The organism is Bradyrhizobium sp. HKCCYLR20261 (assembly GCF_051168435.1).
GTDB lineage: Bacteria > Pseudomonadota > Alphaproteobacteria > Rhizobiales > Xanthobacteraceae > Bradyrhizobium.
In genome coordinates, this window is record NZ_JBNPUZ010000007.1 from 213,761 (window position 1) to 237,603 (window position 23,843).

At 65.8% G+C, this 23,843-nt stretch carries 22 protein-coding genes; 9 read left to right on the forward strand and 13 right to left on the reverse strand.

What is annotated here, in order from left to right; genetic code table 11:
* Nucleotides 1–128 precede the first annotated feature (128 nt).
* Entirely contained in the window at nt 129–581 is a 453-nt protein-coding gene (locus ACQR1L_RS19100; RefSeq protein WP_434859600.1) for a MarR family winged helix-turn-helix transcriptional regulator, read from the reverse strand.
* A gap of 98 nt (nt 582–679) precedes the next feature.
* Here ACQR1L_RS19100 and ACQR1L_RS19105 point away from each other — a divergent pair, with 98 nt between their 5' ends.
* The 3 genes from ACQR1L_RS19105 to ACQR1L_RS19115 all read left to right on the forward strand — a co-directional run bounded on the left by ACQR1L_RS19105 (nt 680) and on the right by ACQR1L_RS19115 (nt 3,938).
* On the forward strand, nt 680–2,608 hold the full coding sequence (locus tag ACQR1L_RS19105) for an FAD-binding monooxygenase (protein ID WP_434859457.1): 1,929 nt from the start codon (nt 680–682) through the stop codon (nt 2,606–2,608).
* Between the two features lie 118 nt (nt 2,609–2,726).
* A complete protein-coding gene (locus tag ACQR1L_RS19110) occupies nt 2,727–2,972 on the forward strand; it encodes a PilZ domain-containing protein (protein WP_035640658.1) in 246 nt (81 codons plus the stop codon).
* 96 nt (nt 2,973–3,068) lie between these two features.
* Nucleotides 3,069–3,938 (forward strand): tetratricopeptide repeat protein, encoded by an 870-nt coding sequence (locus tag ACQR1L_RS19115; RefSeq protein WP_434859458.1) that lies wholly within the window; start codon nt 3,069–3,071, stop codon nt 3,936–3,938.
* Nucleotides 3,939–3,941: 3 nt separating this feature from the next.
* On the opposite strand, the gene ACQR1L_RS19120 is transcribed toward ACQR1L_RS19115, so the two are convergent.
* The 4 genes from ACQR1L_RS19120 to cpaB are packed head-to-tail and all read right to left on the reverse strand — an operon-like array spanning nt 3,942 to nt 8,269.
* Complete coding sequence (locus tag ACQR1L_RS19120) at nt 3,942–5,207, reverse strand: AAA family ATPase (protein WP_434859459.1); 1,266 nt, start codon at nt 5,205–5,207, stop codon at nt 3,942–3,944.
* Nucleotides 5,204–5,941, reverse strand: a complete 738-nt coding sequence (locus ACQR1L_RS19125) for a CpaD family pilus assembly protein (RefSeq protein ID WP_434859460.1) — start codon at nt 5,939–5,941, stop codon at nt 5,204–5,206. Before ACQR1L_RS19125 ends, ACQR1L_RS19120 begins: the two co-directional genes overlap by 4 nt.
* 34 nt (nt 5,942–5,975) lie before the next feature.
* Complete coding sequence (locus ACQR1L_RS19130; protein ID WP_434859461.1) at nt 5,976–7,445, reverse strand: type II and III secretion system protein family protein; 1,470 nt, start codon at nt 7,443–7,445, stop codon at nt 5,976–5,978.
* A gap of 17 nt (nt 7,446–7,462) precedes the next feature.
* Nucleotides 7,463–8,269, reverse strand: a complete 807-nt coding sequence (gene cpaB, locus ACQR1L_RS19135) for a Flp pilus assembly protein CpaB (protein WP_434859462.1) — start codon at nt 8,267–8,269, stop codon at nt 7,463–7,465.
* Between the two features lie 711 nt (nt 8,270–8,980).
* Between cpaB and ACQR1L_RS19140 the strand changes: the two genes are divergently transcribed.
* The 4 genes from ACQR1L_RS19140 to ACQR1L_RS19155 all read left to right on the forward strand — a co-directional run bounded on the left by ACQR1L_RS19140 (nt 8,981) and on the right by ACQR1L_RS19155 (nt 11,892).
* Nucleotides 8,981–9,673 (forward strand): PilZ domain-containing protein, encoded by a 693-nt coding sequence (locus ACQR1L_RS19140; RefSeq protein ID WP_434859463.1) that lies wholly within the window; start codon nt 8,981–8,983, stop codon nt 9,671–9,673.
* A gap of 421 nt (nt 9,674–10,094) precedes the next feature.
* The gene (locus tag ACQR1L_RS19145; protein WP_434859464.1) at nt 10,095–10,250 is read left to right on the forward strand and encodes a hypothetical protein; all 156 of its coding nucleotides are present in this window, start codon (nt 10,095–10,097) and stop codon (nt 10,248–10,250) included.
* 235 nt (nt 10,251–10,485) lie between these two features.
* Nucleotides 10,486–11,415, forward strand: coding sequence for an aspartyl/asparaginyl beta-hydroxylase domain-containing protein (locus ACQR1L_RS19150; RefSeq protein WP_434859465.1), 930 nt, complete (start codon nt 10,486–10,488; stop codon nt 11,413–11,415).
* A 69-nt stretch (nt 11,416–11,484) separates the two neighbouring features.
* Nucleotides 11,485–11,892 (forward strand): hypothetical protein, encoded by a 408-nt coding sequence (locus ACQR1L_RS19155; protein WP_434859466.1) that lies wholly within the window; start codon nt 11,485–11,487, stop codon nt 11,890–11,892.
* A gap of 127 nt (nt 11,893–12,019) precedes the next feature.
* Here ACQR1L_RS19155 and ACQR1L_RS19160 read toward each other — a convergent pair whose 3' ends face one another.
* Nucleotides 12,020–13,093: a CobW family GTP-binding protein gene (locus ACQR1L_RS19160; RefSeq protein WP_434859467.1), complete on the reverse strand. Its 1,074-nt coding sequence runs from the start codon at nt 13,091–13,093 to the stop codon at nt 12,020–12,022.
* 118 nt (nt 13,094–13,211) lie between these two features.
* Here ACQR1L_RS19160 and ACQR1L_RS19165 point away from each other — a divergent pair, with 118 nt between their 5' ends.
* Nucleotides 13,212–14,315, forward strand: a complete 1,104-nt coding sequence (locus ACQR1L_RS19165) for a cyclase family protein (RefSeq protein WP_434859468.1) — start codon at nt 13,212–13,214, stop codon at nt 14,313–14,315.
* Nucleotides 14,316–14,484: 169 nt separating this feature from the next.
* Here ACQR1L_RS19165 and ACQR1L_RS19170 read toward each other — a convergent pair whose 3' ends face one another.
* The 4 genes from ACQR1L_RS19170 to galE form a co-directional block, all read right to left on the reverse strand.
* Nucleotides 14,485–15,270 (reverse strand): hypothetical protein, encoded by a 786-nt coding sequence (locus ACQR1L_RS19170; RefSeq protein WP_434859469.1) that lies wholly within the window; start codon nt 15,268–15,270, stop codon nt 14,485–14,487.
* A gap of 1,509 nt (nt 15,271–16,779) precedes the next feature.
* Nucleotides 16,780–17,478, reverse strand: coding sequence for a fumarylacetoacetate hydrolase family protein (locus tag ACQR1L_RS19175; RefSeq protein WP_434859470.1), 699 nt, complete (start codon nt 17,476–17,478; stop codon nt 16,780–16,782).
* Nucleotides 17,479–17,508: 30 nt separating this feature from the next.
* Complete coding sequence (locus ACQR1L_RS19180) at nt 17,509–19,314, reverse strand: ABC transporter ATP-binding protein (RefSeq protein ID WP_434859471.1); 1,806 nt, start codon at nt 19,312–19,314, stop codon at nt 17,509–17,511.
* A gap of 105 nt (nt 19,315–19,419) precedes the next feature.
* The gene (gene galE, locus ACQR1L_RS19185; protein ID WP_434859472.1) at nt 19,420–20,433 is read right to left on the reverse strand and encodes a UDP-glucose 4-epimerase GalE; all 1,014 of its coding nucleotides are present in this window, start codon (nt 20,431–20,433) and stop codon (nt 19,420–19,422) included.
* A 131-nt stretch (nt 20,434–20,564) separates the two neighbouring features.
* On the opposite strand from galE, the gene ACQR1L_RS19190 reads away from it, so the two are divergent.
* Complete coding sequence (locus ACQR1L_RS19190; RefSeq protein WP_434859473.1) at nt 20,565–21,611, forward strand: glycosyltransferase family 4 protein; 1,047 nt, start codon at nt 20,565–20,567, stop codon at nt 21,609–21,611.
* Here ACQR1L_RS19190 and ACQR1L_RS19195 read toward each other — a convergent pair.
* The 3 genes from ACQR1L_RS19195 to waaF are packed head-to-tail and all read right to left on the reverse strand — an operon-like array spanning nt 21,593 to nt 23,839.
* Nucleotides 21,593–22,120, reverse strand: a complete 528-nt coding sequence (locus ACQR1L_RS19195) for a D-glycero-alpha-D-manno-heptose-1,7-bisphosphate 7-phosphatase (protein ID WP_434859474.1) — start codon at nt 22,118–22,120, stop codon at nt 21,593–21,595. The two genes, ACQR1L_RS19190 and ACQR1L_RS19195, sit on opposite strands and share 19 nt — an antisense overlap.
* Nucleotides 22,121–22,717, reverse strand: a complete 597-nt coding sequence (locus ACQR1L_RS19200) for a D-sedoheptulose 7-phosphate isomerase (RefSeq protein ID WP_434859475.1) — start codon at nt 22,715–22,717, stop codon at nt 22,121–22,123. It abuts the gene before it with no gap.
* 57 nt (nt 22,718–22,774) lie between these two features.
* The gene (gene waaF, locus ACQR1L_RS19205) at nt 22,775–23,839 is read right to left on the reverse strand and encodes a lipopolysaccharide heptosyltransferase II (protein ID WP_434859476.1); all 1,065 of its coding nucleotides are present in this window, start codon (nt 23,837–23,839) and stop codon (nt 22,775–22,777) included.
* Between the last annotated feature and the right edge of the window lie 4 nt (nt 23,840–23,843).

Below are 23,843 nucleotides of genomic sequence, written 5' to 3' on the forward strand. Positions count from 1 at the left end.
GCCAGCGGGCGTGTTCAGGCAGAGGTTTTGTCACTGAGACCGGTGCTGCACAGGCAGGACGAACGTCGCCGCCGCGATGACGGTGCGCTCGGGGCGAATGAGCGGGTCACATCCTCGGCTGTCAACACTCACCGCTCCGCCGCGCCCTCGCGCAGCGGGGCGCGGCTGAGGTCGTTGCCGGCGGCAATCGCCTTCTGCATCAGACGCACCAGCTCCTTCGCCTCGGCCCCCGTCAGGCCGCGCACCATCAGCCGCTGCGCAGCCTCGACCGCCGGCGTGATCGCCTCCAGTGTCCGTCGCCCCTCCGCCGTGATCGAGAGCTCCCGCGCGCGCCGGTCGCGCAGGCTCGCCTGGCGGACGACCAGACCCTTCTGCGCGAGGCGATCAATCACCCCGGTGATGGTGGTTCGGTCATAGGCGATCAGGCCGGCCAGCGTGATCTGGTCGATCGCCGGATTGGCCGCGATCGCCGCCAGCGCCGCGTATTGCACCGGCGTCAGGTCGAAGCCCGCCGACTCGACCTCTGCCAGGAACACCGCCACCGCGATCTGCTGAAACCGCCGTGCCAGGTGCCCCGGCATGTCCTGCATCTCGGCCAATCCCATCTCCTCTGCTTGCTTGACAAGTATACTGATGATCAGTATACTGATCAATAAGGAACAACGCGGGAGGGCGCCTCATGCAATTCCACCTGAACGGATTCCAGCCGGGTGATCCCGACATTGCGGACGCTGCCGAGCGGGTGGCGAGCTCGGGTGCGACCGGCGCGCTGCCGGCCGAGGTCGACGTCCTGATCGTCGGCTGCGGCCCTGCCGGCCTCAACCTCGCCGCTCAGCTCTCCGCCTTTCCCGAGATCAAGACCTGCATCGTCGAGCAGAAACCCGGGCGGCTGCTGCTCGGACAGGCCGACGGCATCGCCTGCCGCACCATGGAGATGTTCAACGCCTACGGCTTCGCCGAGAAGGTGCTGAGGGAAGCCTGCTGGATCAACGAAACGACGTTCTGGAAGCCAGATGCCGCCGACAGCGCGAAGATCACGCGCAGCGGCCGCGTGCAGGACGTCGAGGACGGTCTGTCGGAGATGCCGCATGTCGTGCTCAACCAGGCCCGCGTGCACGATTTCTTTCTCGACATCATGCGCCGCTCGGCGAGCCGGCTCGAACCGCATTACTCGCGGCGGCTGCGCGACCTCGCGATCGACCCGGCCGCGCCAGCCGGCGCGCACGGCGTAACCGTCAGCTTCGACCGCATCGATCCCGCGCATGAAGGGCAGGTCGAGACGATCAAGGCACGCTATGTCGTCGGCTGCGACGGCGCGCGCAGCGTGGTGCGCAAGGCGATCGGCCGCGAGCTGCATGGCGATTCCGCCAATCATGCCTGGGGCGTGATGGACGTGCTCGCCGTGACCGACTTCCCGGACATCCGCTTCAAGTCGCTGATCCAATCATCGAGGGACGGCAGCCTGCTGGTGATCCCGCGCGAGGGTGGCTATCTCGTGCGGCTCTATGTCGAGCTCGCCAAGCTCGAGGTCGGTGAGCGTGTCGCCGGGCGCAACATCACCGTCGACGAGGTGATCGCCAAGGCGCAGCGCATTCTCGCGCCCTATACGCTGGAGGTGAAGGAAGTGGCGTGGTGGTCGGTCTACGAGATCGGCCAGCGTATCACCGACAAGTTCGACGACGTGCCGGAGGCGGAGGTCGCCTCGCGGCTGCCGCGCGTGTTCATCGCCGGCGATGCCTGCCACACCCACAGCCCGAAGGCGGGGCAGGGCATGAACGTGTCGATGCAGGATACCTTCAATCTCGGCTGGAAGCTCGCCGCCGTGCTCGGCGGGCGCTGCGCGCCGGAGCTGCTGCACAGCTACTCGGCCGAGCGCAAGGCGATCGCGCAGGAGCTGATCGATTTCGATCGCGAATGGTCGGGCATTCTCGCCTCGGCCGCCAAGCAGGGCGGGGCGGATGCGGCGAAGACGCAGGACTACTTCGTGCGCCACGGCCGCTACACCGCGGGCACCGCGACCCACTACCGGCCTTCGGTCCTCACCGGGGACGACACCTTCCAGCAACTGGCCGCGGGCCTTGTGATCGGCAAGCGCTTCCATTCCGCGCCCGTCATCCGGCTCGGCGATGCCAAGCCGCTGCAGCTCGGCCATGTCGTCCAGGCCGACGGCCGCTTCCGGCTGTTCGCCTTCGCCGGCGCCGAGGACCCGAGCGCGCCGAACGCCGCCATCCACCGCTTGTGCAGGTTCCTCGCCGACGACGCGGCGTCACCCGTGCGGCACTACACGCCCGATGGCGCCGACATCGATGCCGTCATCGATCTCAGGGCGGTGTTCCAGCAGGGCCATCGCGAGCTTGCGATCGAGGCCCTGCCGGCGTTGCTGCTGCCGAAGAAGGGGCGCTACGGCCTGATCGACTACGAAAAGATGTACTGTCCCGACCTCAAGAGCGGCCACGACATCTTCGCCATGCGCGGCATCGATCGCGCAAGCGGCTGCCTCGTGATCGTCCGGCCCGACCAGTATGTGGCCGACGTGATGCCGGTCGACGATTTCGGCAGGCTGGCCGCTTATTTCGCCGGCTTCATGCGGCCCGCCGCCGGAAGGTAAACGAAATGCAAATCACATCGCCGGATTCCCGGCCTCCGCGATAGCCAGATCCAAATCTTTCCGCGCTACAAATTCGATCTCAGGATGGACGATTGAGTGGGCGAGTGGCGAGATGTTGATGTTGGCGAACCGTCGCAAGAGCGAACGTCGGCTGTGCAGGAGGATCGCGAAGATCCATTATGGCAATGGCAGCCTGCCGCGTGACTGCACCGTGACGGATATTTCCGACGGCGGCGTCAAGGTGGTCGCCGAATTCGTCGAGATCCCGCCGCAGTTCACCATCGTGTTCGCGCCCGACCACCAGCGCAAATGCCGGCTGGCCTGGCGCATCGGCTGCGAGTTCGGCGCCGAATTCATCGACTGATTCTTGGATTGAGTTGCGGCCGCCGCGCTCGCTTAACGGGACCTTAGGGTTAATCTGCCAGCGTGCAGATCATCGGTCCCGAAGTAGTTCAGTTGCATGCGTACGCGGCCCTCTCGATCTCTCCCTCTGCGCCGGCCGGCGGCGTTCGCGCTGTGCTTCGGCGTCGTCCTGCTCGGGCTCGGCGCATGCCAGACCACCGACCTCGGCGACATCACCGGCGCGCTCGGCGGCAAGGCTGAAAAGCCGGCCGCGCCCGCGTCCGACCCGCGCGCCGAGCTCGATCAGCTCCGCGAGCGTTTCCGCGCAACGCCGAACGATCCCGACATCGCGCTGCGCTATGGCGTCGCCCTGCGTGCCACCGGCCAGCGCGCGCAGGCCGTGGCCGTGCTGGAGCAGGCGACCATCGCCAATCCCGGCCACAAGGGGCTGCTCGCCGCCTACGGCCGCGCGCTCGCCGACAACGGCAATTTCCAGCAGGCCTTCGACGTGCTGAGCCGGGCGCATTCGCCCGAGGATCCCGACTGGCGCATCCTGTCGGCGCAAGGCGCCGTGCTCGACCAGATGGGGCGCAACGAGGAGGCGCGGCAGTACTACATCAGCGCGCTGAAGATCGCGCCTGATGATCCGTCCGTGCTGTCCAATCTCGGCCTGTCCTACGCGCTGTCCAGCGAGCTGCCGAAGGCCGAGGAGCAGTTGCGCAAGGCCGTTGCGCATCCCGATGCGAGCCCGCGCGTCCGCACCAATCTCGCCGTCATCGTTGGCCTTCAGGGCCGCATGAGCGAGGCCGAGACCATCGCGCGCTCCGGCCTGCCGCCGGAGCAGGCGAGCGCCAATGTCGCCTATGTGAAGAAGATCCTGGTGCGCCGCCAGGTCGCGCAGCGCGAGCTCTCGCCGCGCCACGATCGTCCCGTCGCGGGGCAGCCGGACAAGGCGCTGGCGAAGGCGCTCAGCCGCAGCGACGACTGAGCGTTATTTCGCGCCGAGCAGCTTTGCGATCGGCGCCAGCAGCGAGCGCTGCGGCTTCGGCTCGACGCGTCCGGTCAGCCGGTTGGCGATCTCCTTGAACAGCTTCGGCGTGCGGCTCAGCGCTCCGACTTCCGCGATCATCTGGCCGTTGTTGGCGGCGGTGCCGAACAGCTTGCAGTCGAACGGGATGATCGCGACCGGCTCGGCCTCGACCGTCTTGGCGAAGCGCTTCAGATCGATCTCCGGCCGCTTGGGCATGCCGACCTGGTTCAGGCAGTACAGCGGCGGCCGATCGTTCGGCCGCGACGATTTGAGCACGCTGAGGAGGTTCTTGGCATTGCGCAAATTGGCGAGATCCGGCTCGGCGACGACGAGGATGTCGTCGGCATTGATCAGCGCATGGCGCGTCCAGGCCGACCATTGGTGCGGCACGTCGAGCACGATGCATTGCTGGGTCAGCCGCAGCGTATCGAAGATCGCGTCGAAGGCGTCTGCGCCGAAATCATAGACGCGGTCGAGCGTCGCGGGCGCCGCGAGCAGGTTGAGATGCTCGGTGCATTTGGCGAGCAGGCGCTCCATCAGCGCGGTGTCGGGCCGATCGGGCTGGAAGATCGCGTTGGCGATGCCCTGCAGCGGATCCTGGTTGTAGTCGAGGCCGGCGGTGCCGAACGCCATGTCGAGATCGATCACGACGGAATCCAGCGTCAGGTCGCGCGCCATGCTCCAGGCGACGTTGTGCGCCACCGTCGAGGCGCCGACGCCGCCCTTGGCGCCGACCACAGCGATGATGCGGCCGGTGATCACGTCCTCGGAGGCCGAGAACAGGCTGCAGATGCAGCGGATGATGTCGATCGTCTCGACCGGCCCGACGACGTAGTCGTTGACGCCGCGCCGCACCAGCTCGCGATAGGCGACGCCGTCGCTCATGCTGCCGATCAGCACCACGCGGGTGCCGGGATCGCAGACGCTGGCGAGATCGTCGAGGCCGCCGATGATGTCGCCGCCGGGCTTGGTCTCGATCACGATGACGTTCGGCGTCGGCTGCGAATGATAGGTCTCGATCGCCCGCGCCATGCCGCCGGCCTTGATCGTGATGTGCGCCTTGCCGAGCCTGCGGTCCTGGCTGGCGGCGAGCACCGCCGCCGAGGTCTGGTCGGTCTCGGTGAATGCCTGCACGGAGACGCGCGGCACCGGCGCGATGTGATCGTCGAGCATCGGGCCGCTCGGGCCCGGCTGCTCCTCCTGGCTCTGACGGGACGCGTTGATCATTTGCCTGTTTCGCTGAGCTTGGCCTTGTCGGTCTCGGGATAGGTCACCGCCGTCGACTCGCCCTTGCGGTATTTCTCGAACAGGGCGGAGCGGCGCGGCGTGTAGGAGGCGGTTTCCGCGCGCGGCTGCTCGAGATCGGCCGGGTTGTCGATCATCGCGGCGAGATTGCGCTGCGTGGCGCAGCCGAAATTCTGGTAGTGCTGATTGGCGCTGTAGCCGGGGTTGTTGATGTTCGGCCCGAGATCGTCGGGCCACAACCCGCAGGGACCGGCGACAGCGGCGATCTTTGGATAGGTCAGCCGGATGACGGCGAGCTGGCGCGGATCGTCGGGCATGGTGTTGCGCAAGCTGATCGCGTGGCCGGGCACGCCGCCCGCGGTCAGCGTGGCGCGGATCTCGCGATAGGCGTCCGCCGCGGCGCGCGCATTCGAGGTGCCCGTCGGCACCTCCGCGACGATGCCGCCGGTGCCCTCGCGCAGCCAGTTGCGGGCAAGCCCGGCGACATCGGCGCGCTGCTGCGACGTCAGGCCGCCGCGGCCGCTGCCGATGAAGACGACGGTCGACTGCCGGCCTTCCTCGATCGCGATCGGATGGCGCATCTTGTAGTCATCCGGAATGGTCGCGACGACCTCGCCGGTGGTGTAGTTGCAGGCGCCGAGCGTCAGCGCCAATCCGGCGATGGCCGAAAGCCTTTGCAGCGCGCGCCGTCCGTCCCGTGCAGATGATTTCGCCATGATCGTTCCCCGTGCCCCCGAAATCCCGCGCGTCTCAGTCGATGATGAAGCCGAAGCCGGCCGGCTGCCCCGTCGCCGTGTCGACCTTGGCGGCGATGCCGTAGAGCCGGTTCATGCGGCCGAGCAGAGCGGACTCCGCATCGGTGGCCGGCGCGAAGCCGTCATCCGGGCGCGACAGCTCCTTCTGGGCGACGGCGCGCACCACATAGGGCGTCACCATCACCATCAGCTCGGTCTCGTTGTTGACGTAGTCCTGGCTGCGGAACAGCTGGCCGAGCACCGGCAGCTGGTTGAGCCCGGGCAGGCCGTTGACCGCCTGCTTGGTCTGGTTCTGGATCAGGCCGGCCATCGCCATCGAGCCGCCGGAGGGAATCTCCAAGGTGGTCTCGGCGCGGCGGGTGCGGATCGCGGGGATGGTGACCGACGACGTCGAGGCCGAGGTCAGCGCGTAGGACACCGTGATCGCGTTGTCGTTCGACAGCTCCGACACCTCCGTCATCACGCGCAGGCTGATGCGGCCCTCGCTGAGCACGACCGGCGTGAAGTTCAGCGAGATGCCGAACTTCTTGTAGGTGATCGAGGTGCTGCAGACCCGCGTGGTCGGATCGCAGGAATAGCCGCCGGGGATCGGGAATTCGCCGCCGGCGATGAAGGTCGCGGATTCGCCGGAGATCGCCGTGAGGTTCGGCTCGGCCAGCGTCTTGACCACGCCCGCGGTTTCCATCGCGCGCATCGTCGCCGACACCGACGACAGGCCGCCGCCGGTGGCGGAGAGCCCGTTGGTGCCGACCAGCGACTTGCCATAGGCGGTGAACGGGTTGGTCTGGTTGAAGTTCACGACCGCGGTGCCGTAGGTCATGCTGGCGCTGAGATCGATGCCGAGCTGCTTGACGACCTCGCGGCGGACCTCGGAGACGTTGACCTTCAGCATCACCTGGTCGCGGCCGCGCACGACGATCGAGTTGACGACCTTCTCGTTGCCGCCGACCAGCCGTGCCGCGATCTCGCCAGCCTGCTGCGCCTCGACCGGGCTCGACACCGAGCCGGTGAGGATCACGCCGTCGCCGACGCCGTCGATCTTGACGCCGGGAATGCTCTGGCTCAGCGCCTGGCGCACGCCGTTGAGATCGCGCTTGATGGCGATGTCATAGGCCGCGACCTGCTGGCCCTCGCCGTCGAAGAACACGACGTTGGTCTGGCCGACGGTGGCGCCGATGATGTAGGCGCGCCGCGCTGAGCGCACGACCGCGTTGGCGATCTTGGGATCGGCCACCAGCACGTCCTTGACGTCCTGCGGGAAGTCGACGACGACGGACTTGCCGATGCCGAGCGACAGATAGCGAACCTTCGACGACCCGACCGACACCATCGGCGTGTCCAGCCTGTCCTCGGCCGCCTTCACCGGCGCGAACGCCGGATTGAGCACGAGGCCGAGCGCGGCCGTCACTGAGAGTGCGCGGACGGCCCATGCTCCGAGCGCTGCGCGTTGATGCCCACCCATCATTGTCCCCGTCCTTCTCATCACTTCGCCGCCGAAAGCTGGCTCGTGATCCCATAGCGAATGATCTCGATGGAGCTTCCCCGTCGCGCCATCTGCTGCTGCGTGTCGGTCTTGCCGGCGTCGGCCGCATTGACGTCGGCGATGGAGCGCAGCGCCAGCGCCAGCGATCCGGTCTGCCGCGCACGCTGCAGCGTCTCGGCCTGCTCGGGCTTGAGCTCGAGCGTCACGGTCTTGCCGACCACCGTGTTCTGGCCTTCCTTCTCCTTCGGCGCCTGGTCGATCGCCAGCACGCGCACGTTGGAGAGGATGATTTCGGAGGTGACGTTGTCGGGCGCGCCCGGCCGGTCCGGATTCTTGTCGCGCTTCGACAGGATGACGTCGACGCGGTCGTTCGGCAGGATGAAGCCGCCCGCGCCGGTCTCCGGCGAGATCTCGGTGGAGATCGCGCGCATGCCCGACGGCAGGATCGCGGCCATGAAGCCGGAGCCGTCCGCCTTCACCAGCTTCTGCTCGCGGATCGGCTCGCCGATCACGAAGGGCGAGCGCGCGATCGAGCCGATCAACTGAGTGGCGGCCTCGGGGCGGTCTCCGCGGCGGATGAAGATGTTGCTCGCCGCTTCAGGCCAGGTCTGCCAGATCAGGTCGCCTTGCTTGATCGGCTGTCCCAGGCCGATGTCGTTCTTGGCCACCAGCACCTCGACGGTCGGCAATTGCGCGACCGGCGCGACCGGTGCCTGCGGCTGGCTTTCGGAGGTGCTGACGAGGTAGGCCGCAACGCCGCCCGCGCCGAGAGCGATGGTTAATACCACGATGCGTGCGGTCATCATCTGCGTGACTACTCTACTCACTCACAACAGGGGCGACATGCGAGCCGAGTGACAGCTGTCCCCCTCACTAACGACTAAGCGCCAATGGTATAGACAGACTTGAACGCGGCGGACCGCAGCCCCTGCCTCAAGCAACGATTGTGCAAGTGGTGAACAGGTTGTTAGCGTGCAAATAATGAAACGCCGCGAATGTGTTAGCACTTTGCGCGCAGCGCGCCTGCACGCATCCGTCGGCGCTCACTCGGCAGAATGAGATCGTGAGTTGCAGCGGCGCCTCAGTGCCGATTCCGTTAAGCTTGATCGTTTGCTAACAACTCGCGCGAGGAACGTCGCCGACGCCGAATGGTTGTGCGGTGGCGCGGATCGGCCGCGCGCCATTTGCATCCGCGCCGCGCGAGCCACGTACGCAGCGCCTTCGATGGGAGACGAGATGTCGCCACGTCATTCCGCGCTGCACCGTAGTCAGACGGAGCGGCATCTTCAGAAAGCCGAAACGGGTTGGACCTACGATTCCGTTGGGCGGGATTTCCGTCCTGATTTTCAGAGTTCCTTAGGATTTTGCGCGCACCGTCCGGCCATGATGGCTGGGTTCATGCGCGGCGTATTTTGCTCGAAAATACACGCAGAGATTGCATTGCCTGCGCCGTGCCGCGAGCCGCGGCCGGCGGTCGGGAGTCACGGGGATGGATGGGGGGTGAGGGGAGGCGTGCAATGTCGGTTGCTCGATTCCTGAAGCAGCGTGCGGTCCGGATCCAGACGGTCGGCACCTACACGCTGCCCAACTGGTATGATCCGCAGGGGAAGCTGCGCTCCTTCGCCTGCCGCACCACGCGCGTGTCGCCGTTTCGCGCGCTGCTCGACGTGCCCGTGGTCGGCAAGGTCGGTGACCGCCTGACGTCGTACTTCCGCGACTTCGGCAAGTTCGAGGGCGAGATCAGCGACACCGTGCATGGCGGCTTCCTGCTCGAGCTGGAGATGACGCGCGCCGAGCGCGCCAAGCTCGCCGAGAAGCTGGTGTGGCTCGAAAAGAAGCAGAAGGACCCGTCGATCCGCGATTCCCGCCGCGACGCGCGCTTCGTGCCGAACTCGCCGCATTCCGAGCTGACGCTCGCCGACGGCAGCTGCATCCCGTGCCTGGTGATCGATGCCTCGATGTCGGGTGCGGCCGTCTCGGCAGCCGTCCAGCCGGAAATCGGCACGCCGCTCGCGGTCGGCAGCTGCATCGGCCGCGTCGTCCGGCATTTTCCCGACGGCTTTGCCGTGAGGTTCGTCGACACGATCCCGGCGTCCTCGGAGCTCGAGCGTCGCGTGATCACGCCGCCATCCCGCCCGACGCGGCACAAGCTCGCTACGGAGCATGACGACCACCGCGTCGAGGCGCCCGAGGATTTCTTCATGGTGTGAAGGCCGGCGGCCCGATGGAAGGCGTTCTCACCGCGCAGACGGTTTTTCACCCTCCCCTCGAGGGGGAGGGTCGCCTCACGGAGCGCGAAGCGAACCGTGAGGCGGGGTGGGGTGATCTCTCCACTCGCGCCAGCGTCTGCGGAAAGATCACCCCACCCCGCTCGCCCGCTTCGCGTGCGACCGACCCTCCCCCTCCAGGGGAGGGTGGGCAACCCGGCGCGATCGACGTCGCCTCCACGGTCCGCCAAGGGGCCGCATGCCACCGACTGCGTCTGCCGAGCAACATCCGCAGTTTCGCGTATTGGGTGAGGGCACGAATCCGGGCAAGGGGAACCGGCAGGCGTCCGCACGGTTAACGCGCTGTTAAGCGGCGTCGTGAAAGCTTTGCGGTGCCGGGTGCAATGCCAGGAGGATCAGTCCCATGGAGGCCCAGAAGACCGCGGTGGACGCCATCGTCGTCCTGACCGGGTGCGAGCGTGAGGCGGTCGCCGCCTTCATCCGCCGGATGTATCTCGCTGGCGTACGCGATCCCAAGCGGCTGACCTTCAAGGGGCTGCAGGAGATGGCGCGGGGCTGACCGCGCCAGGCCGACGGCGGGCGCCGCGACCGCTCCGGCTGTTGCCGCCAGGGCACGCCGGGCGATTATTGCGGTGCGTTTCCAATCACAACTCGTCCCCTGGGGGATGCAGCCTGCCGCGCTTCCGGCTAAATTAAGGCCATGCGGCTGGCATCAGATTACCGTTTTTCCTCGCCCACAAGGCGACACGGTTGTGCGCAACACGCTCTGAGCGGCCGGATCATGGGGACCGGGCATGCTCAGTCAGATCTTCGCGCCACAACTCGTCGGCCTCTACATCCTGATCGGGGCCACCTTCTACGTCCATTTCCGCGGCAAGGAGCGGCTGCGCTTCGCGCGCCAGCTCGGCGATCACTCCACCTATCTCGCCCCCTACAACGTGCTGATGTATGCCGGCTCGGCCGTGCCGAACACGCCGGTGATCCCGGTCGAGCAGTTTCCGGAATTGCAGAAGCTCACCGACAATTGGCAGGAGATCCGCGAGGAGGCGGTGCGCCTGTTTGACGAAGGCTTCATCCGCGCGGCCGCCAAGAACAACGATTGGGGCTTCTATTCCTTCTTCAAGAGCGGCTGGAAGCGCTTCTATCTGAAATGGTACGACGACTTCCTGCCGTCGGCGCGCACGCTGTGCCCGAAGACGGTGGATCTGCTTAACTCCATCCCGAACGTCCACGGCGCGATGTTCGCGATGCTGCCGCCCGGCGGCAAGCTCGGCGCCCACCGCGATCCCTTCGCCGGCTCGCTGCGCTATCACTTAGGGCTGGTCACCCCGAACTCCGACAAGTGCCGTATCCTGGTCGACGGCGTGCCCTGCGTCTGGCGCGACGGCGAGGCCTTCATGTTCGACGAGACTTTTATTCACAGCGCCGAGAACGCGACCGACGTCAACCGCATCATCCTGTTCTGCGACGTCGAGCGCCCGATGAAATACGGCGTCTTCACCGCCATGAACCGCTGGGTCAGCCACCACATCGTCAAGGCGTCGGCCACGCAGAACGTCGAGGGCGAGCACGTCGGCGTGCTGAACAAGGTGTTCGGCAAGCTGTACGAGTTTCATCTCGCCACGCGCAAGGTGAAGGCGTGGAACAGGACGGTGTACTACGCGGCGAAGTACACGCTGACGGTGGCGATCGTCGGCGCGATCGTGGTGTCGGCGTTCCGATGACGAGAGTGAGGCGGATGAGCGGAGCGTAATCCGCCGCTTCTTGTCCGGGGAGACTGCCAAGGAGCATTCTTGAACGAAGGTTTTCTTCGAGAGTTTGTCTCGCCTGATGGTTCAGCGACGATCGTGGTCGAGGACGACGGCCGGGTCGCCTATGCCTATTGGCTCGACGCGAGCGGTTCGATCTGCGGCGACGTCTGGCTCTACAACCGCTGTCCGGCCCCTCAGCAACCCGAATGGCACGACCGCGAGGCCGCGCCCTATGCCAATCCGGCTGCGTTCATCGACCCGACTGTGAAGTTTTCACCTCCTTCGTCGGCGACTTCCATCTCGGTCGACTGGGATTCACCGGGCTCCGAGATGTCTGCCTCTATTCGCGTCTCGGAAGTGCTTCTGGCGAAATTGACGCAGGGAAGCAAACCAGGTTGGTCCCGTTTGGTCGCCAAGGATGGACCGTTGGCCTTGTGCTTGCCGGAATAAATTCTTGTCGCGGCGTCCCGTCAACCGAGAGTAGGGCGGATTGGCGTAGCGTAATCCGCCGTCCTTCGTTACGTAGCGCGGCGGATTACGCCTTCGGCTCATCCGCCCTAAGCATCCTTATCCGCCTCTACGCCGCTGCGCGGCCGACCTCCCACAACTCCAGCACATCGTCCCGCGCAATTCCCCGCGTGATGAAGACGATGCGCGAGCGGCGGTCGGGGTCGGGCCAGGCGGCAAGCGCCACCGGTGGATGGAAGACATGGTGCACGCCGTGGATCACCACCGGCGTCGGTTCGCCGTGTAGATTGAGGATGCCCTTCACCCGCAGCAGATCCTCGCCACGCACTTGGCGAAGATAAGCGAGCCAGCCGGACACGGTCATCCAGTCCAGCGGCTCGTCGAACGCGATCATGAAGCTCGTGACCGCCGACTCATGCGCGTGGCCGTGATCGTGATGGCCGTGACCGCCATGATCGTGGGTGTGATGCTCATGCGCGGCTCCGCAATCGTCAGCGAAAGCGTGTTCGTTGAGCCAGCGCGCGACGTCCACCGCCTTCTTCTCCGGATCGATCAGCGCGGCCCCGAACAGATCGGCGGGATCGATCTCGCCATGGAGCACGCGCGCGATGTGGGCGCCTGGATTGAGCCGCTTGAGCCGCTGCTCCAATGCGGCAACATCGCTGACCAGGTCAGACTTGGTGACCAACAGCCGGTCGGCCAGCGCCACCTGTTTCACCGCTTCATCCTGGCGGTCGAGCTGATGCGTGGCATTGACGGCATCGACCGTCGTCACGACCGTATCGAGGCGCAGGAAATGCGAGACCAGCGGATTGTTCAACAGCAACTGGAGGATCGGCGCGGGATCGGCAAGCCCGGTGGTCTCGATCAGGATGCGCCGAAATGGCGGCACCTCGCCGCGGTCGCGCCGCACCAGCAGCGTGCGCAGCGTCTCTTCGAGATCGCTGCGGATCGTGCAGCAGATACATCCGCTCGCGAGCACGGCGACTTCGCCGTCGACGCGTTCGACCAGCAGATGATCCAGCGAGATCTCGCCATATTCGTTGATGATGACGGCGCTGTCGCTCATCTCATCGCGGCGCAGCAAGCGATTGAGCAGCGTCGTTTTGCCGCTGCCGAGAAAGCCAGTGATCAACGACACCGGCAAGCGCTGAGCTGATTTGTCGCTCTCGAACAGACTCATCGGCGCCTCTCCCCACTGTCTTGTATTTGTCGCTGGACATTAGACTAACGGAGGAGGAGCATGCCGAAAATGATTTTCTAAAGGCTCAGCAAATGAGCTCAACCTGGGGAGGGTGACGATGGACGACGAGGTCAGGAGTCAGCAGACCAATCAGGATCGCAACGAGGGACCGGCCACCGATCGCCGGACATTGCTGCGCACGGCAGGTCTCGCGGGGGCCGCGGGCGCGGCGCTTGCCGGCTCCATGCACGGCAAGTTCTCGCTGGCGCCGATCAGCGAAGCGCAGGCGCAGACCACGCCGATGCCGAAGGGGACTGACAAGCCGTGGTGGCCGTCGAAATGGGGCAAGGACGACGAGTCCGGCGCGTCCAACCACATCACGCCCGAGAAGGTTCTCGACACCGTCAAATGGATCAAGGACGGCAAGATCTACAAGATCGGCCGCGTCTACGAGACCGGCATGCCGCTGTTCGGCGCGCGCGTGTTTGCCTTGCGGATTCCCGGCAGCCCGACCGGCGGCCCGTTCGGCGACAACCGCCTAGTCTATCACGACGAGTTTCTCGCTACCGAGATCGGCCAGACCGGCACCCAGTTCGACGGTCTCGGCCACATCGGCCTCCAGCTCGGCAAGGACGGCGACAAGGGCGAGATGAAGTTCTACAACGGCTTCTCCGCAGCGGAGATCAGCGACGCCTACGGCCTCAAGAAGCTCGGCGTCGAGAAGCTGAAGCCGCTGTTCACCCGCGGACATCTGATCGACATGGTCGCGCTCAAGGGCGGCATGATGGACGCCGGCCAGGAGATCACCTCGGCGGACATCAAGGCGGCCTTGCAGAAGCAGAACATGAGCGAGGCCGACATCAAGCCGGGTGACGCGATCTTCTTCCACACCGGCTGGGGCTCGCTGTGGATGAAGAACAACGACCGCTTCAACAGCGGCGAACCCGGCATAGGCCTCGACGCCGCCCGCTGGGTGATCGAGAAGGATCTGGCGCTGACCGGCGCCGACACCTGGGCCGTCGAGGTGGTCCCCAATCCCGACAAGTCGCTCGCCTTCGCGGTTCATGCCGAATTGCAGACCAAGAACGGCATCCACAATCACGAGAACCTGGTGTTCGACGAACTGATCGCCGCGAAGAAATATCAGTTCGTCTATTGCTTCACCCCGTCCCCCATCAAGGGCGCCACCGGCAGCAACGGCTGCCCGATTGCGATTACGTGATCGCATGCGGCCGACGCGTGGGTGAGATCTCACCCACGCGAGGGGATCACGATGTCGGTGTTTGGTGAGAGAAGGTAGGTTGATTAGTTAGCGCAGCGAAATCCGCCACCCTTCGCCGCGAAACGCGGCGGATTACGCCCACATGCTAATCCGCTCTGCGCTGGTATCCTTAAGGTCGCGGTTGCCAGCTCATGCGTAGAAGGTGCTTTCGTACTTCATCCCGAAGCATTCCCAGTTCGGTCATTGGTACCATCTGGTCCCAATATTGGAAGTCCTCCATTTCCTCGCCAAGTCCCCTCAGACGGGCAGCCAGACAAGCGGCCTCATCTCGACGGAAATAGTGGTGACCGGTTCTGGCACCATCGAGGCGGACATAGTCCACTTGGTTCATTTCTGCCACCAGAGCTAGGGCAAAGTCGGCATTCGCCAGGGCACTCACGAAGGCCGGATCGGAAGCGAGATCGTTTTCAAGACTGGGGGCGCCGTCTAGTGTGGGCCGCTCGTACGGGTAGGGATCATCAACGTCGATGAACGCAACATCACTTTCCGTGATCTCGACTTTGCCAGTTCGATATTTTCGCGGAGGATGATCCGCGGTCCGCCTCCAAAGCATGCCATGGTTTATTTTGAGCGCCTTCGTGCGACGGTCGTCCGCAAGTCGCACATTCCAGGCTTGCCGCGGCTTACCCAAAAGCCAGGAAACTATGGCTGGTCCGTGCTGCGTTCGCCAACGCATCGGACCTTGCCAGGTCGTTGGTGCCAGTCTCGCCTTGTCTCTCGCTCCGGCCAGTGCACGCGCCAGAAGTTCGTCGTCATCCAAAGGAGTACGTGCGCCCTCGATGAACCAACCTCCAGGTAGCGGCTCTCTCGGTGAGACAAGTTCGCCATATTCGGGATCGCTCGGATCGCGAACGAGGTGCTCGATCATATCCTCGGGGTATTTTTCGGCTGACATTCAAACTACCCGATGAAAAGGAGAGTGCGGACCTTTCTTGATACGTGGCACGATAGCATCAGGAGCCGCACACAATCGAAGATGCGTTCTGCGGCTGGTTAACACGTCATCTTGAGTGCTCCTAAGTATTTTTGGTTCTCGACCGTTTGAGTGGCGAGTGTAGGTTGGTTCATTACTGCCTTCGCTCATAAACGACGCGCGGCGCTTTTTATGAACCGTCGGGCAAATCACGTCTCTGATCTGAAACCCCATCAAGTATTCCGAAAAAGCAAAATCAGCTTGACAGTTTCGTCAAATCAGCATTACAGTCCGCCCATCCCGTTGCACGGTAGGGGACGGTTCGCGGTCGTCACGGACGTTGGCAGCGGGATGCGGTGGACGCGGGCGGCGGCGTGTGATGAGCACGGACGACCGCTTGTCTCGCGGACGGTGAAGGCGTGTGGTTCTGATACTCCGATGCCAGTATCAACCAGGCGACGACGCCTGACGGCGTCGCGTTGGGGATGGTGGCCAGAAAGCCCGGTGCACCAGGAAGAGCGCGCTATAGCCTGTTAAAACCATCGCGCGGGGAAGGCCGGGTGTGTTCGGCCAGACCTGTGGTGACTGCCGCCTGCTTTTTTGTTTGCAGGCGGGCCACGGGCGCGGCCAGCGCCCGGCCTTCCCTGCGCCCTCCATTTTGGAAGAGGGCGGGAGTTGGAGCATGACTCGGGCGCGGGATGCGTCGCGGGACGGTGGATGCTCGTGTCCCTGATCAGCCCGATGCTGTTTGAGATTGTGGATCAGATGATGGTGCATGCCCATGCGCCGGCTGATGGCTTGTGCCGTCGGCGATGAGGTGTGCCGCACGTCCGGGGCCGCATGGTTCGAGACGCGCCGCGTCCGACTATCTTGCCTCGGATCGGCCCGATCGGCGCGGCGCTCCTCACCATGAGGGGTGAGGTCTCGCTGCGCGGACGGTGCGCTCCCCTCCCCCTTGCGGGGAGGGGTCGGGGGTGGGGGTCTCCGGGCGCTGATGTCAGTTGGGAGGCGTGGAATGGCTCCGATTGGGCGGTGTTCTAGAGGCGCGAGGACTGCGTGCCCGAGCACCGAGGCGGGGGTGTTGCCGTTGACGCGTTTTCTTCGCTGCTGAGAGAGCGAAATTCGGGGACCCCCACCACGGTGCGCTCCCCTCCCCCTCTTGCGGGGAGGGGTCGGGGGTGGGGGACTCCGGGCGCTGATGTCAGTTGTGAGGCGTGGAATGGCTCCGATTGGGCGGTGTTCTAGAGGCGCGAGGACTGCGTGCCCGTGCATCGCGGCGGGGATGTTGTCGTTGACGCGTTTTCTTCGCTGCTGAGAGAGCGGAGTTCGGGGACCCCCACCCCCGACCCCTCCCCGCAAGGGGGAGGGGAGTGGACCGGCCGTGGTGTGAGAGTGTGGCCGTTGCGGGAAGGCGCGAACGAAAAAGGCCGCGCTGGGCGTGGCCTTTTGCAAGGGCTGTGGCGCTGAGGCCGGTCTGCGAGGCGAGGCGGCTTACTTCGCTGCCGGCCCGATGCTCACCTTCAGCGTGCCGACGCCGTCGACGCCGCATTCGATCGTGTCGCCAGCGACGATCGCCGCGACGCCCGCGGGGGTGCCGGTCATGATGATGTCGCCGGCGGCGAGCTCGACCTGCTGGGACAGCTTCCAGATGATCTCCGGCACGTTCCAGATCAGCTCGGAGAGATCGCCGGCCTGGCGCTCGGTGCCGTTGACCGACAGCCAGATCTTACCCTTCGCGGGGTGGCCGATCTTGGCTGCGGGCTGGATCGCCGAGCAGGGCGCGGAATGGTCGAAGGATTTGCCGACTTCCCACGGGCGCTGCATCTTGCGGGAGGCGAGCTGCAGGTCGCGGCGGGTGAGGTCGATGCCGACGGCGTAGCCGTAGACGTGGTCGAGCGCCTTGTCGGTCGGAATGTTCAGGCCGCCGCTCTTGAGCGCGACCACCAGCTCGACCTCGTGATGCATGTCCGTGGTCAGCGGCGGGTAGGGGATGACCGCGCCCTCGGGCGCCAGCATGTCGGCGTGCTTCGCAAAGAAGAACGGCGGGTCGCGCTCGTCATTGCCCATCTCGCGGATGTGCTCGAGATAGTTGCGGCCGACGCACCAGATGCGGCGGACCGGGAAGACACCGGCTTCGCCTGTGACGGGAAGGGAAGGCTGCGGGAAGGCCGGGATGACGGTGGAGCTCATGAAAGGTCTCGATGCGGTGAAATGGGCTTGTCAGGATGTCGCGGTCATGGGGATCACGTTCGGCCCCATGTCGCGCTGTTGCAGGCGGAAGAACGAAGCATAGCGGCCGCCACGGCGCAACAGATCGTCATGCCGGCCCCGTTCGACGATGTCGCCGGCCTCGACGACGAGGATGGCGTCGGCGTTCATGATGGTGTGCAGGCGATGCGCGATGACGATGGTGGTGCGGTTCTGGCAGAGATGCTCGATCGCCTCCTGCACCTGGCGCTCCGACTCGGAGTCCAGCGCCGCCGTGGCCTCGTCGAGCAGGATGATCGGCGCATTGCGGACCAGCGCGCGGGCGACCGCGATGCGCTGGCGCTGGCCGCCGGAGAGCTGGGTGCCGTGCTCGCCGACCGGCGTGTCGTAGCCGAGCGGGAAGCCCATGATGAAGTCGTGCGCGCAGGCCGCCTTCGCGGCCTCGATGATCTCGGCCTCGGTGGCGCCGGGCTTGCCGAAGGCGATGTTGGCGCGGATGGAGTCGCGGAACAGATAGACGTCCTGGCCGACATAGGCGGTCTGCTCGCGCAGGCTTCGCCGCGACACCTGCGCGATCGACTGGCCGTCGATCAGGATGTCGCCTTCGGTGGCCTCGTAGAAACGCAGCAGCAGCGCCAGCACGGTCGACTTGCCGCCGCCGGACGGGCCGACCAAAGCGGTCACCTTGCCGGGCTCGGCGACAAAACTCATCCGGTTGAGCACCGGCTCGTTGTCGCGATAGGCGAAGGAGACGTCGCGCAGCTCGATCTTGGCTTGGCTGAGCTTCAGCGCCGGCTTGTCGTCATCGGGCTTTTCGCTGGCCGGGCTGTCGACGACTTCGAGCAGCATGCGCGCGCCGACGAGCTGGCTGTTGAGATCGATGTTGAGCCGGGCGAGGCGCTTGGCCGGTTCGGTCGCCATCAGGAAGGCGATCATGAAGGAGAAGAACTGGCCCGGCGTGGCGTCGAGCGCGACCACGGAATAGCCGGCATACATCAGGCAGCCGGCGACGGCGAAGCCGCCGAGCATTTCCATCAGCGGATTGGAGCGGTTGGAGACGCGGGCCATCTTGTTGGAGTTCTGCTCGACCGCGGCGATGTTCGCATCGATGCGCGCCCGCATCGTGTCCTCGAGCGTGAACGCCTTGACGGTGCGGATGCCCTGCAGCGATTCCTGCATGGTCTCCAGGATGTCGGCATTGCCGGTGAACTGGCTGTAGGCGAGGCCCTTGATGCGCTTGACCAGCTTGCGCAGCACCAGCATCGCCGGCGGCACCACGACGAGGCCGAGCAGCGACATCCAGGGGTCCTGCAGCACCATCACCGCGATCATGCTGATCAGGGTGACGAGATCGCGCCCGATGGCGTTGATCAGCATGCTCAGGATGTCGGTGATCGACTTGGCGCCGGACGTGAGGCGGGCCAGGAACTCGGAGGAATGGCGCTCGGAGAAGAAGCCGACGCTCTCGTTCATCAGCTTGGCGAACAATTGCCGCTGGTTGTTGGCTAGGATGGCGTTGGAGATCTTCGACAGGATGACGGCGTAGCTGTAGGTGGTGATGCCCTTGACGAACAGCAGCAGCACGGTGACGCCGGAGAGCGCGACGATGCCGGGGATGCTCTTCTCGACATAGGCCTTGTTGATGACCTGGCCGAGCACGTAGGTCGCCGCGGCGCTCGCTCCGGCGGCGACGGCCATCAGCGCGAAGGCGGTGAGATAGCGGCGCCAGTAGACGAGGCCCTGTTCCATCACGAGGCGGCGGATCAGGATCGCGGCGCCATAGGGATCGTCGGTGATCTTCTTGGGAAATTCGGCCATTCTGGTCCCTGGCCGCCCCTCGGCAAATCGCCGGAGCGGACAGGTGTGCTTGCCCGCTCGGGGCGGCTTTTTCAAGCCCCCCGTTCTCCGGCTAAGTGCTTGATTCTACGCCGAGGCCCGCTGCAAGGCGCCGCTGTGGCGTTCCAGGAACAGTTTCTCCTCCCAGGCCAGCGCATGGGCGGCGATGGTTTCCAGATTGTCGTAGGCCGGCGTCCAATCCAGCAGCGCCTTGAGGCGGCTGGTGTCGGCGACCATGCTGACGATGTCGCCGGGGCGGCGCGGCATCGATTGGGTCGGGATGGCGCGGCCGGAGACGCGGCGGACGGCCTCGATGGTCTCGAGCACCGAATAGCCGCGGCCATAGCCGCAATTCAGCGTCACCGAGGCGCCGCCGGTGCGCAAATAGGCCAGCGCGGCGCGATGCGCCTGGGCGAGGTCGCTGACATGGATGAAGTCGCGGATCGCGGTGCCGTCCGGGGTCGGATAGTCGGTGCCGAAGATGTCGATCTTGGCGCGCTGGCCGGTGGCGACCTCCATCGCGATCTTCATCAGATGCGTGGCGCCGACCGTGGCGAGGCCGATGCGCCTCTGCGGATCGGCGCCGGCGACGTTGAAATAGCGCAGCACGACATAGTTGAGGTCATGCGCCGCGGCCGCGTCATGCAGCATGATCTCGGCCATCAGCTTCGAGGTGCCGTAGGGCGAGGTCGGCCGCGTCGGCGCGGTCTCGAGAACCGGAACCTGCTCCGGCTCGCCATAGACGGCGGCGGTCGAGGAGAAGATGAAGCGGCTGATGCCGCGCTTGACCGCCGCATTCAAAAGGCTGCGCGTGGTCATGGTATTGTTGCGGTAATACAGCAAGGGATCGCGCACGGACTCCGGCACCACGACCGAGCCGGCGAAATGGATGATGCTGTCGACGCCGTGCTGGCTGATGACGCCATCGACCAGGTTCTCGTCGCCGGCATCGCCGATGAACAGCGGCACGCCGTCGGGCACGAAAGCGGAAAAGCCGGTGGAGAGGTTGTCGATCACCACGACGTTCTCGCCGGCTTCGGCCAAAGCGAGCACCATGTGGCTGCCGATATAACCGGCGCCGCCCGTCACCAATACAGTCATCGTTCGCCGCAATCCCTGTTGTTTTCAGGCACGGTAACGCCAATGAAATGAAGGACTTCTTGAACGGGGATGCGAACTGGCGGCGGTGCTCAATGTCCCGTATAGGGAACCGCTAAAATTGGAGTGATTGGGTGGGTTCCGAGCCGTTTTCCGCCGCCGATCTCGACGTGATCGTGCCGAACCTGCACCGGCGCTACTCCGGCGTGACGGCGACCAACCGGATGGTGGCGCCGAAGCTGGCGAAGCTGGTGCGCGCGGCCTGGTTCGGCAGTTACGCGCCGGAGGGGATCGCGCGGATCGGCGTGGCCGACGTGATGAAGCTGTGGGGCCGGCGGCGGCCTTTGATCTGGCACGCGCGCCGCAACGACGAGATGATCGTCGGTGTGCTCCTGCGCGCGCTCGGCTGGCCGCTGAAGCTGGTGTTCACATCAGCCGCACAGCGCCATCACAGCTGGATCACGCGCTGGCTGATCCGCCGCATGGACGCGATCATCGCGACGAGTGACATCTCGGCGTCCTATCTGAAGCGCGAGGCCGTTGTGATCACGCATGGCGTCGACACCGAGGTGTATCAGCCGCCCGTCGATCGCGCGGCTGCCTTCGCCGAGAGCGGACTTCCCGGCAAATACGCCATCGGCTGCTTTGGCCGTGTCCGCGCGCAGAAAGGCAGCGATGTGTTCGTCGCCGCGATGTGCCGGCTGCTGCCGCGCTATCCGGATTTCTCCGCCGTCCTGGTCGGCGCCGTCACGCCCGAACAGATGCCGTTCGCGAGCGAACTGAGGAAGCAGATCGCCGCCGCGGGCCTGGAGCAGCGCATCGTCATCACTGGCGAGCTCGACATCGCCGAGGTGCAACGCTGGTATCAGCGGCTGACGATCTACGCCTTCACCTCGCGCAACGAAGGTTTTGGCCTGACCCTGATCGAAGCCATGGCCGCCGGCGCCGCGCTGGTGGCGGCACGCGCGGGCGCCGCCGAGATCGTGGTGGAGGACGGCGTCACGGGCAGACTGGTGGCGCCTGGCGATGTCGATGCGCTGGTCACAGCACTGGAGCCGCTGATGCGGGAGCCGGCGGCGGCGCAGGCGATGGGCGAGAAGGGGCGGGCGCGCGTGGTAGACAAGTTCAGCCTCGAAGCCGAGGCCGAGAAGATCGCCGCAGTCTATCGCGGGCTGGTCTGAGCAATGACGTCGGCGACGAACGCATCGAGGTCGCCGCCGGCGAACAGGAAGCCCGGCAGGCCGGCGGCCTCGGCGGCGGCGATGTCGGAAGACCGGTCGCCGATCACGAAGCTGCCCTCGCGCTGCACGGGCCAGTGCTGCATCAGGTCGAGGATCATGCCCGGCTGCGGCTTGCGCCAGGGATGCTCGCGCAGATATCGCGCGACGGAGCCCTCGGTATGGTACGGGCAATAGCGGATGTCGTCGATCACGGCGCCCTGCGCCGCCAGCTCCGCCCGCATCCACTGATGCAGGCTGAGCACGTCGTGCTCGCTGAACAGCCCGCGCGCGACGCCGGACTGGTTAGTGAACAGGAAGACGTGGTAGCCGGCCTGATTGAGCCGCCGGATCGCCGGCGCGACATTCGGCATCCAGCGGATGCGCTCGGGCGAGCCAATGTAGTTGTCGTCGTGATTGAGGACGCCGTCGCGATCGAGAAACGCCGCGGGCTTGAGCTGCACTGTGGTCATTCAGGTCTGGTCTCGCATCAAGGCCGCCTCGATGGTCTCGCAAATGCCGTGCGCGGTGGCGAGGTGGATCTGCTGGATCAAGGGCGTGTCGTCGCTCGGCGCGACCAGCAATTCGTCGCACAGCTCGCCCATCGCAAGGCCCTTCGCGCCGGTGAAGCCGATCGTGACCAGCCCGCGCTCGCGCGCCTTGCGCAGCGCGTTGAGGATGCTCGGCGAGCGGCCGGAGGTCGAGATCGCCAGCAGCACGTCGCCGCTGACGCCGAGGCCTTCGACCTGGCGGGCAAAAACGTGATCGAAGCCGTAGTCGTTGCCGATTGCCGTGAGCGCCGAGGTGTCGGTGGTCAGTGCGATCGCGGCATAGGCCGGCCGCTCCTGCTTGTAGCGGCCGACGATCTCGGCGGCGATATGCTGCGCATCCGCCGCGCTACCGCCATTGCCGACGATCAGCAGCTTATGGCCGCCGCGCAGCGCCGCGATGATCTCAGCGGCGATCCGCTCGGCGCTCGCGAGCATCGCGGCATCGCCGGCGGCACGTGTCATCGCCGCCTGCGAGCGGGCGAGATGGCTGGCGATCAGGCGGTCCGGTGCGGAGGTCACGGTGGCGGCTCGGATGGCAACAGGGCCGGTGTAGGGGGCGCGGCGCCGCCGCGCAAGCTAGGGTCCCACCGGGATCGCGGCCTTGGCCAGGATCTGCTGCGCAAGCGTCGCCACGTCGGTGGCCGGGATGTCGCGCATGCAGCGGTGGTCGTTCATGCGGCAGACCGGACGATGGCAGGGCTGGCAGGGCACCTGGGTCTTGGTCTGCACCGTCGCGGCGAGACCATTCAGGGGGGCCCAGTGGTACGGGCTGGTGGGGCCGAAGATGCCCATGGTCGGCGTGCCCAGCGCCGCCGCGATGTGCATCAGGCCCGAATCATTGGAAATGGCGACACCGGCCGCCGCCATGGCCAGAATGCCGTTGCGCAGGTCGGTTCCGGTGAGGTCGCGGACGTCAGGCCCTCCCTGGGATACGATCTCCGCGGCCAGCGCCTTTTCGCCGGGGCCGCCGACGACCCAGACATCGAGGCCGGCGGCGATCAGCAGCCGGGCTGCTTCGCCATAGAACGGCCAGCGCTTGCCAGAGCCCACCGAGCCCGGCGCCAGCGCGACGGCAGGGCGGCTGCCCAGGCCATTGGCCTCCCGCCAGCGCGCGACGTCCTCCGCCGGCACCCGCAACTGCGGCACCGGCCATTCCGGCGGCAGCGGCGCGCCGTCGGGCTGCGCCAGCGCGGCATTCTTGTCGATGAAGCGCGGCAGCTTCTTCTCGCCCCAGCGCCAGCGGTTCAGCAGCCCGAACCTGAATTCGCCGACGAAGCCGACCCGCTCGGGAATCGCGGCCAGCGCGGGCGCCAGCGCCGACTTCCAGGTCCGCGGCATCACCAAAGCGGTGCGATAGTGACGCTCGCGCAACAGGCTGGCGAGGTGCCACTGCTTGGCCAAAGCCAGCCGGCTGCGCGGCAGGTCCCAGACGATGCCGGAACGGACGCCGGGCATGTAATCGACCAGCGGAGCGCACAGCGACGTCACCAGCAGGTCGACGGGACGATTCGGCCAGCGCTCCTTGAGCACCCGCACCACGGTGTGGCCACGGACGAAATCGCCGATCCACATGTAGGGGATGATCAGGATCGGGCTGGCGTCGTCGGCGTCCACCTCGACCTTGGCCGAATTCACGTTCATTCTT

Bases quoted from the DNA above. Each gene is read 5' to 3' on its own strand.
- galE (WP_434859472.1), bottom strand. From the start codon at position 20,433: ATGACTGTATTGGTGACGGGCGGCGCCGGTTATATCGGCAGCCACATG.
- ACQR1L_RS19140 (WP_434859463.1), top strand. From the start codon at position 8,981: ATGTCGGTTGCTCGATTCCTGAAGCAGCGTGCGGTCCGGATCCAGACG.
- ACQR1L_RS19100 (WP_434859600.1), bottom strand. From the start codon at position 581: ATGCCGGGGCACCTGGCACGGCGGTTTCAGCAGATCGCGGTGGCGGTG.
- cpaB (WP_434859462.1), bottom strand. From the start codon at position 8,269: ATGATGACCGCACGCATCGTGGTATTAACCATCGCTCTCGGCGCGGGC.
- waaF (WP_434859476.1), bottom strand. From the start codon at position 23,839: ATGAACGTGAATTCGGCCAAGGTCGAGGTGGACGCCGACGACGCCAGC.
- ACQR1L_RS19145 (WP_434859464.1), top strand. From the start codon at position 10,095: ATGGAGGCCCAGAAGACCGCGGTGGACGCCATCGTCGTCCTGACCGGG.
- ACQR1L_RS19130 (WP_434859461.1), bottom strand. From the start codon at position 7,445: ATGATGGGTGGGCATCAACGCGCAGCGCTCGGAGCATGGGCCGTCCGC.
- ACQR1L_RS19110 (WP_035640658.1), top strand. From the start codon at position 2,727: ATGTTGGCGAACCGTCGCAAGAGCGAACGTCGGCTGTGCAGGAGGATC.
- ACQR1L_RS19105 (WP_434859457.1), top strand. From the start codon at position 680: ATGCAATTCCACCTGAACGGATTCCAGCCGGGTGATCCCGACATTGCG.
- ACQR1L_RS19180 (WP_434859471.1), bottom strand. From the start codon at position 19,314: ATGGCCGAATTTCCCAAGAAGATCACCGACGATCCCTATGGCGCCGCG.
- ACQR1L_RS19120 (WP_434859459.1), bottom strand. From the start codon at position 5,207: ATGATCAACGCGTCCCGTCAGAGCCAGGAGGAGCAGCCGGGCCCGAGC.
- ACQR1L_RS19165 (WP_434859468.1), top strand. From the start codon at position 13,212: ATGGACGACGAGGTCAGGAGTCAGCAGACCAATCAGGATCGCAACGAG.
- ACQR1L_RS19125 (WP_434859460.1), bottom strand. From the start codon at position 5,941: ATGGCGAAATCATCTGCACGGGACGGACGGCGCGCGCTGCAAAGGCTT.
- ACQR1L_RS19160 (WP_434859467.1), bottom strand. From the start codon at position 13,093: ATGAGTCTGTTCGAGAGCGACAAATCAGCTCAGCGCTTGCCGGTGTCG.
- ACQR1L_RS19195 (WP_434859474.1), bottom strand. From the start codon at position 22,120: ATGACCACAGTGCAGCTCAAGCCCGCGGCGTTTCTCGATCGCGACGGC.
- ACQR1L_RS19115 (WP_434859458.1), top strand. From the start codon at position 3,069: ATGCGTACGCGGCCCTCTCGATCTCTCCCTCTGCGCCGGCCGGCGGCG.
- ACQR1L_RS19175 (WP_434859470.1), bottom strand. From the start codon at position 17,478: ATGAGCTCCACCGTCATCCCGGCCTTCCCGCAGCCTTCCCTTCCCGTC.
- ACQR1L_RS19150 (WP_434859465.1), top strand. From the start codon at position 10,486: ATGCTCAGTCAGATCTTCGCGCCACAACTCGTCGGCCTCTACATCCTG.
- ACQR1L_RS19170 (WP_434859469.1), bottom strand. From the start codon at position 15,270: ATGTCAGCCGAAAAATACCCCGAGGATATGATCGAGCACCTCGTTCGC.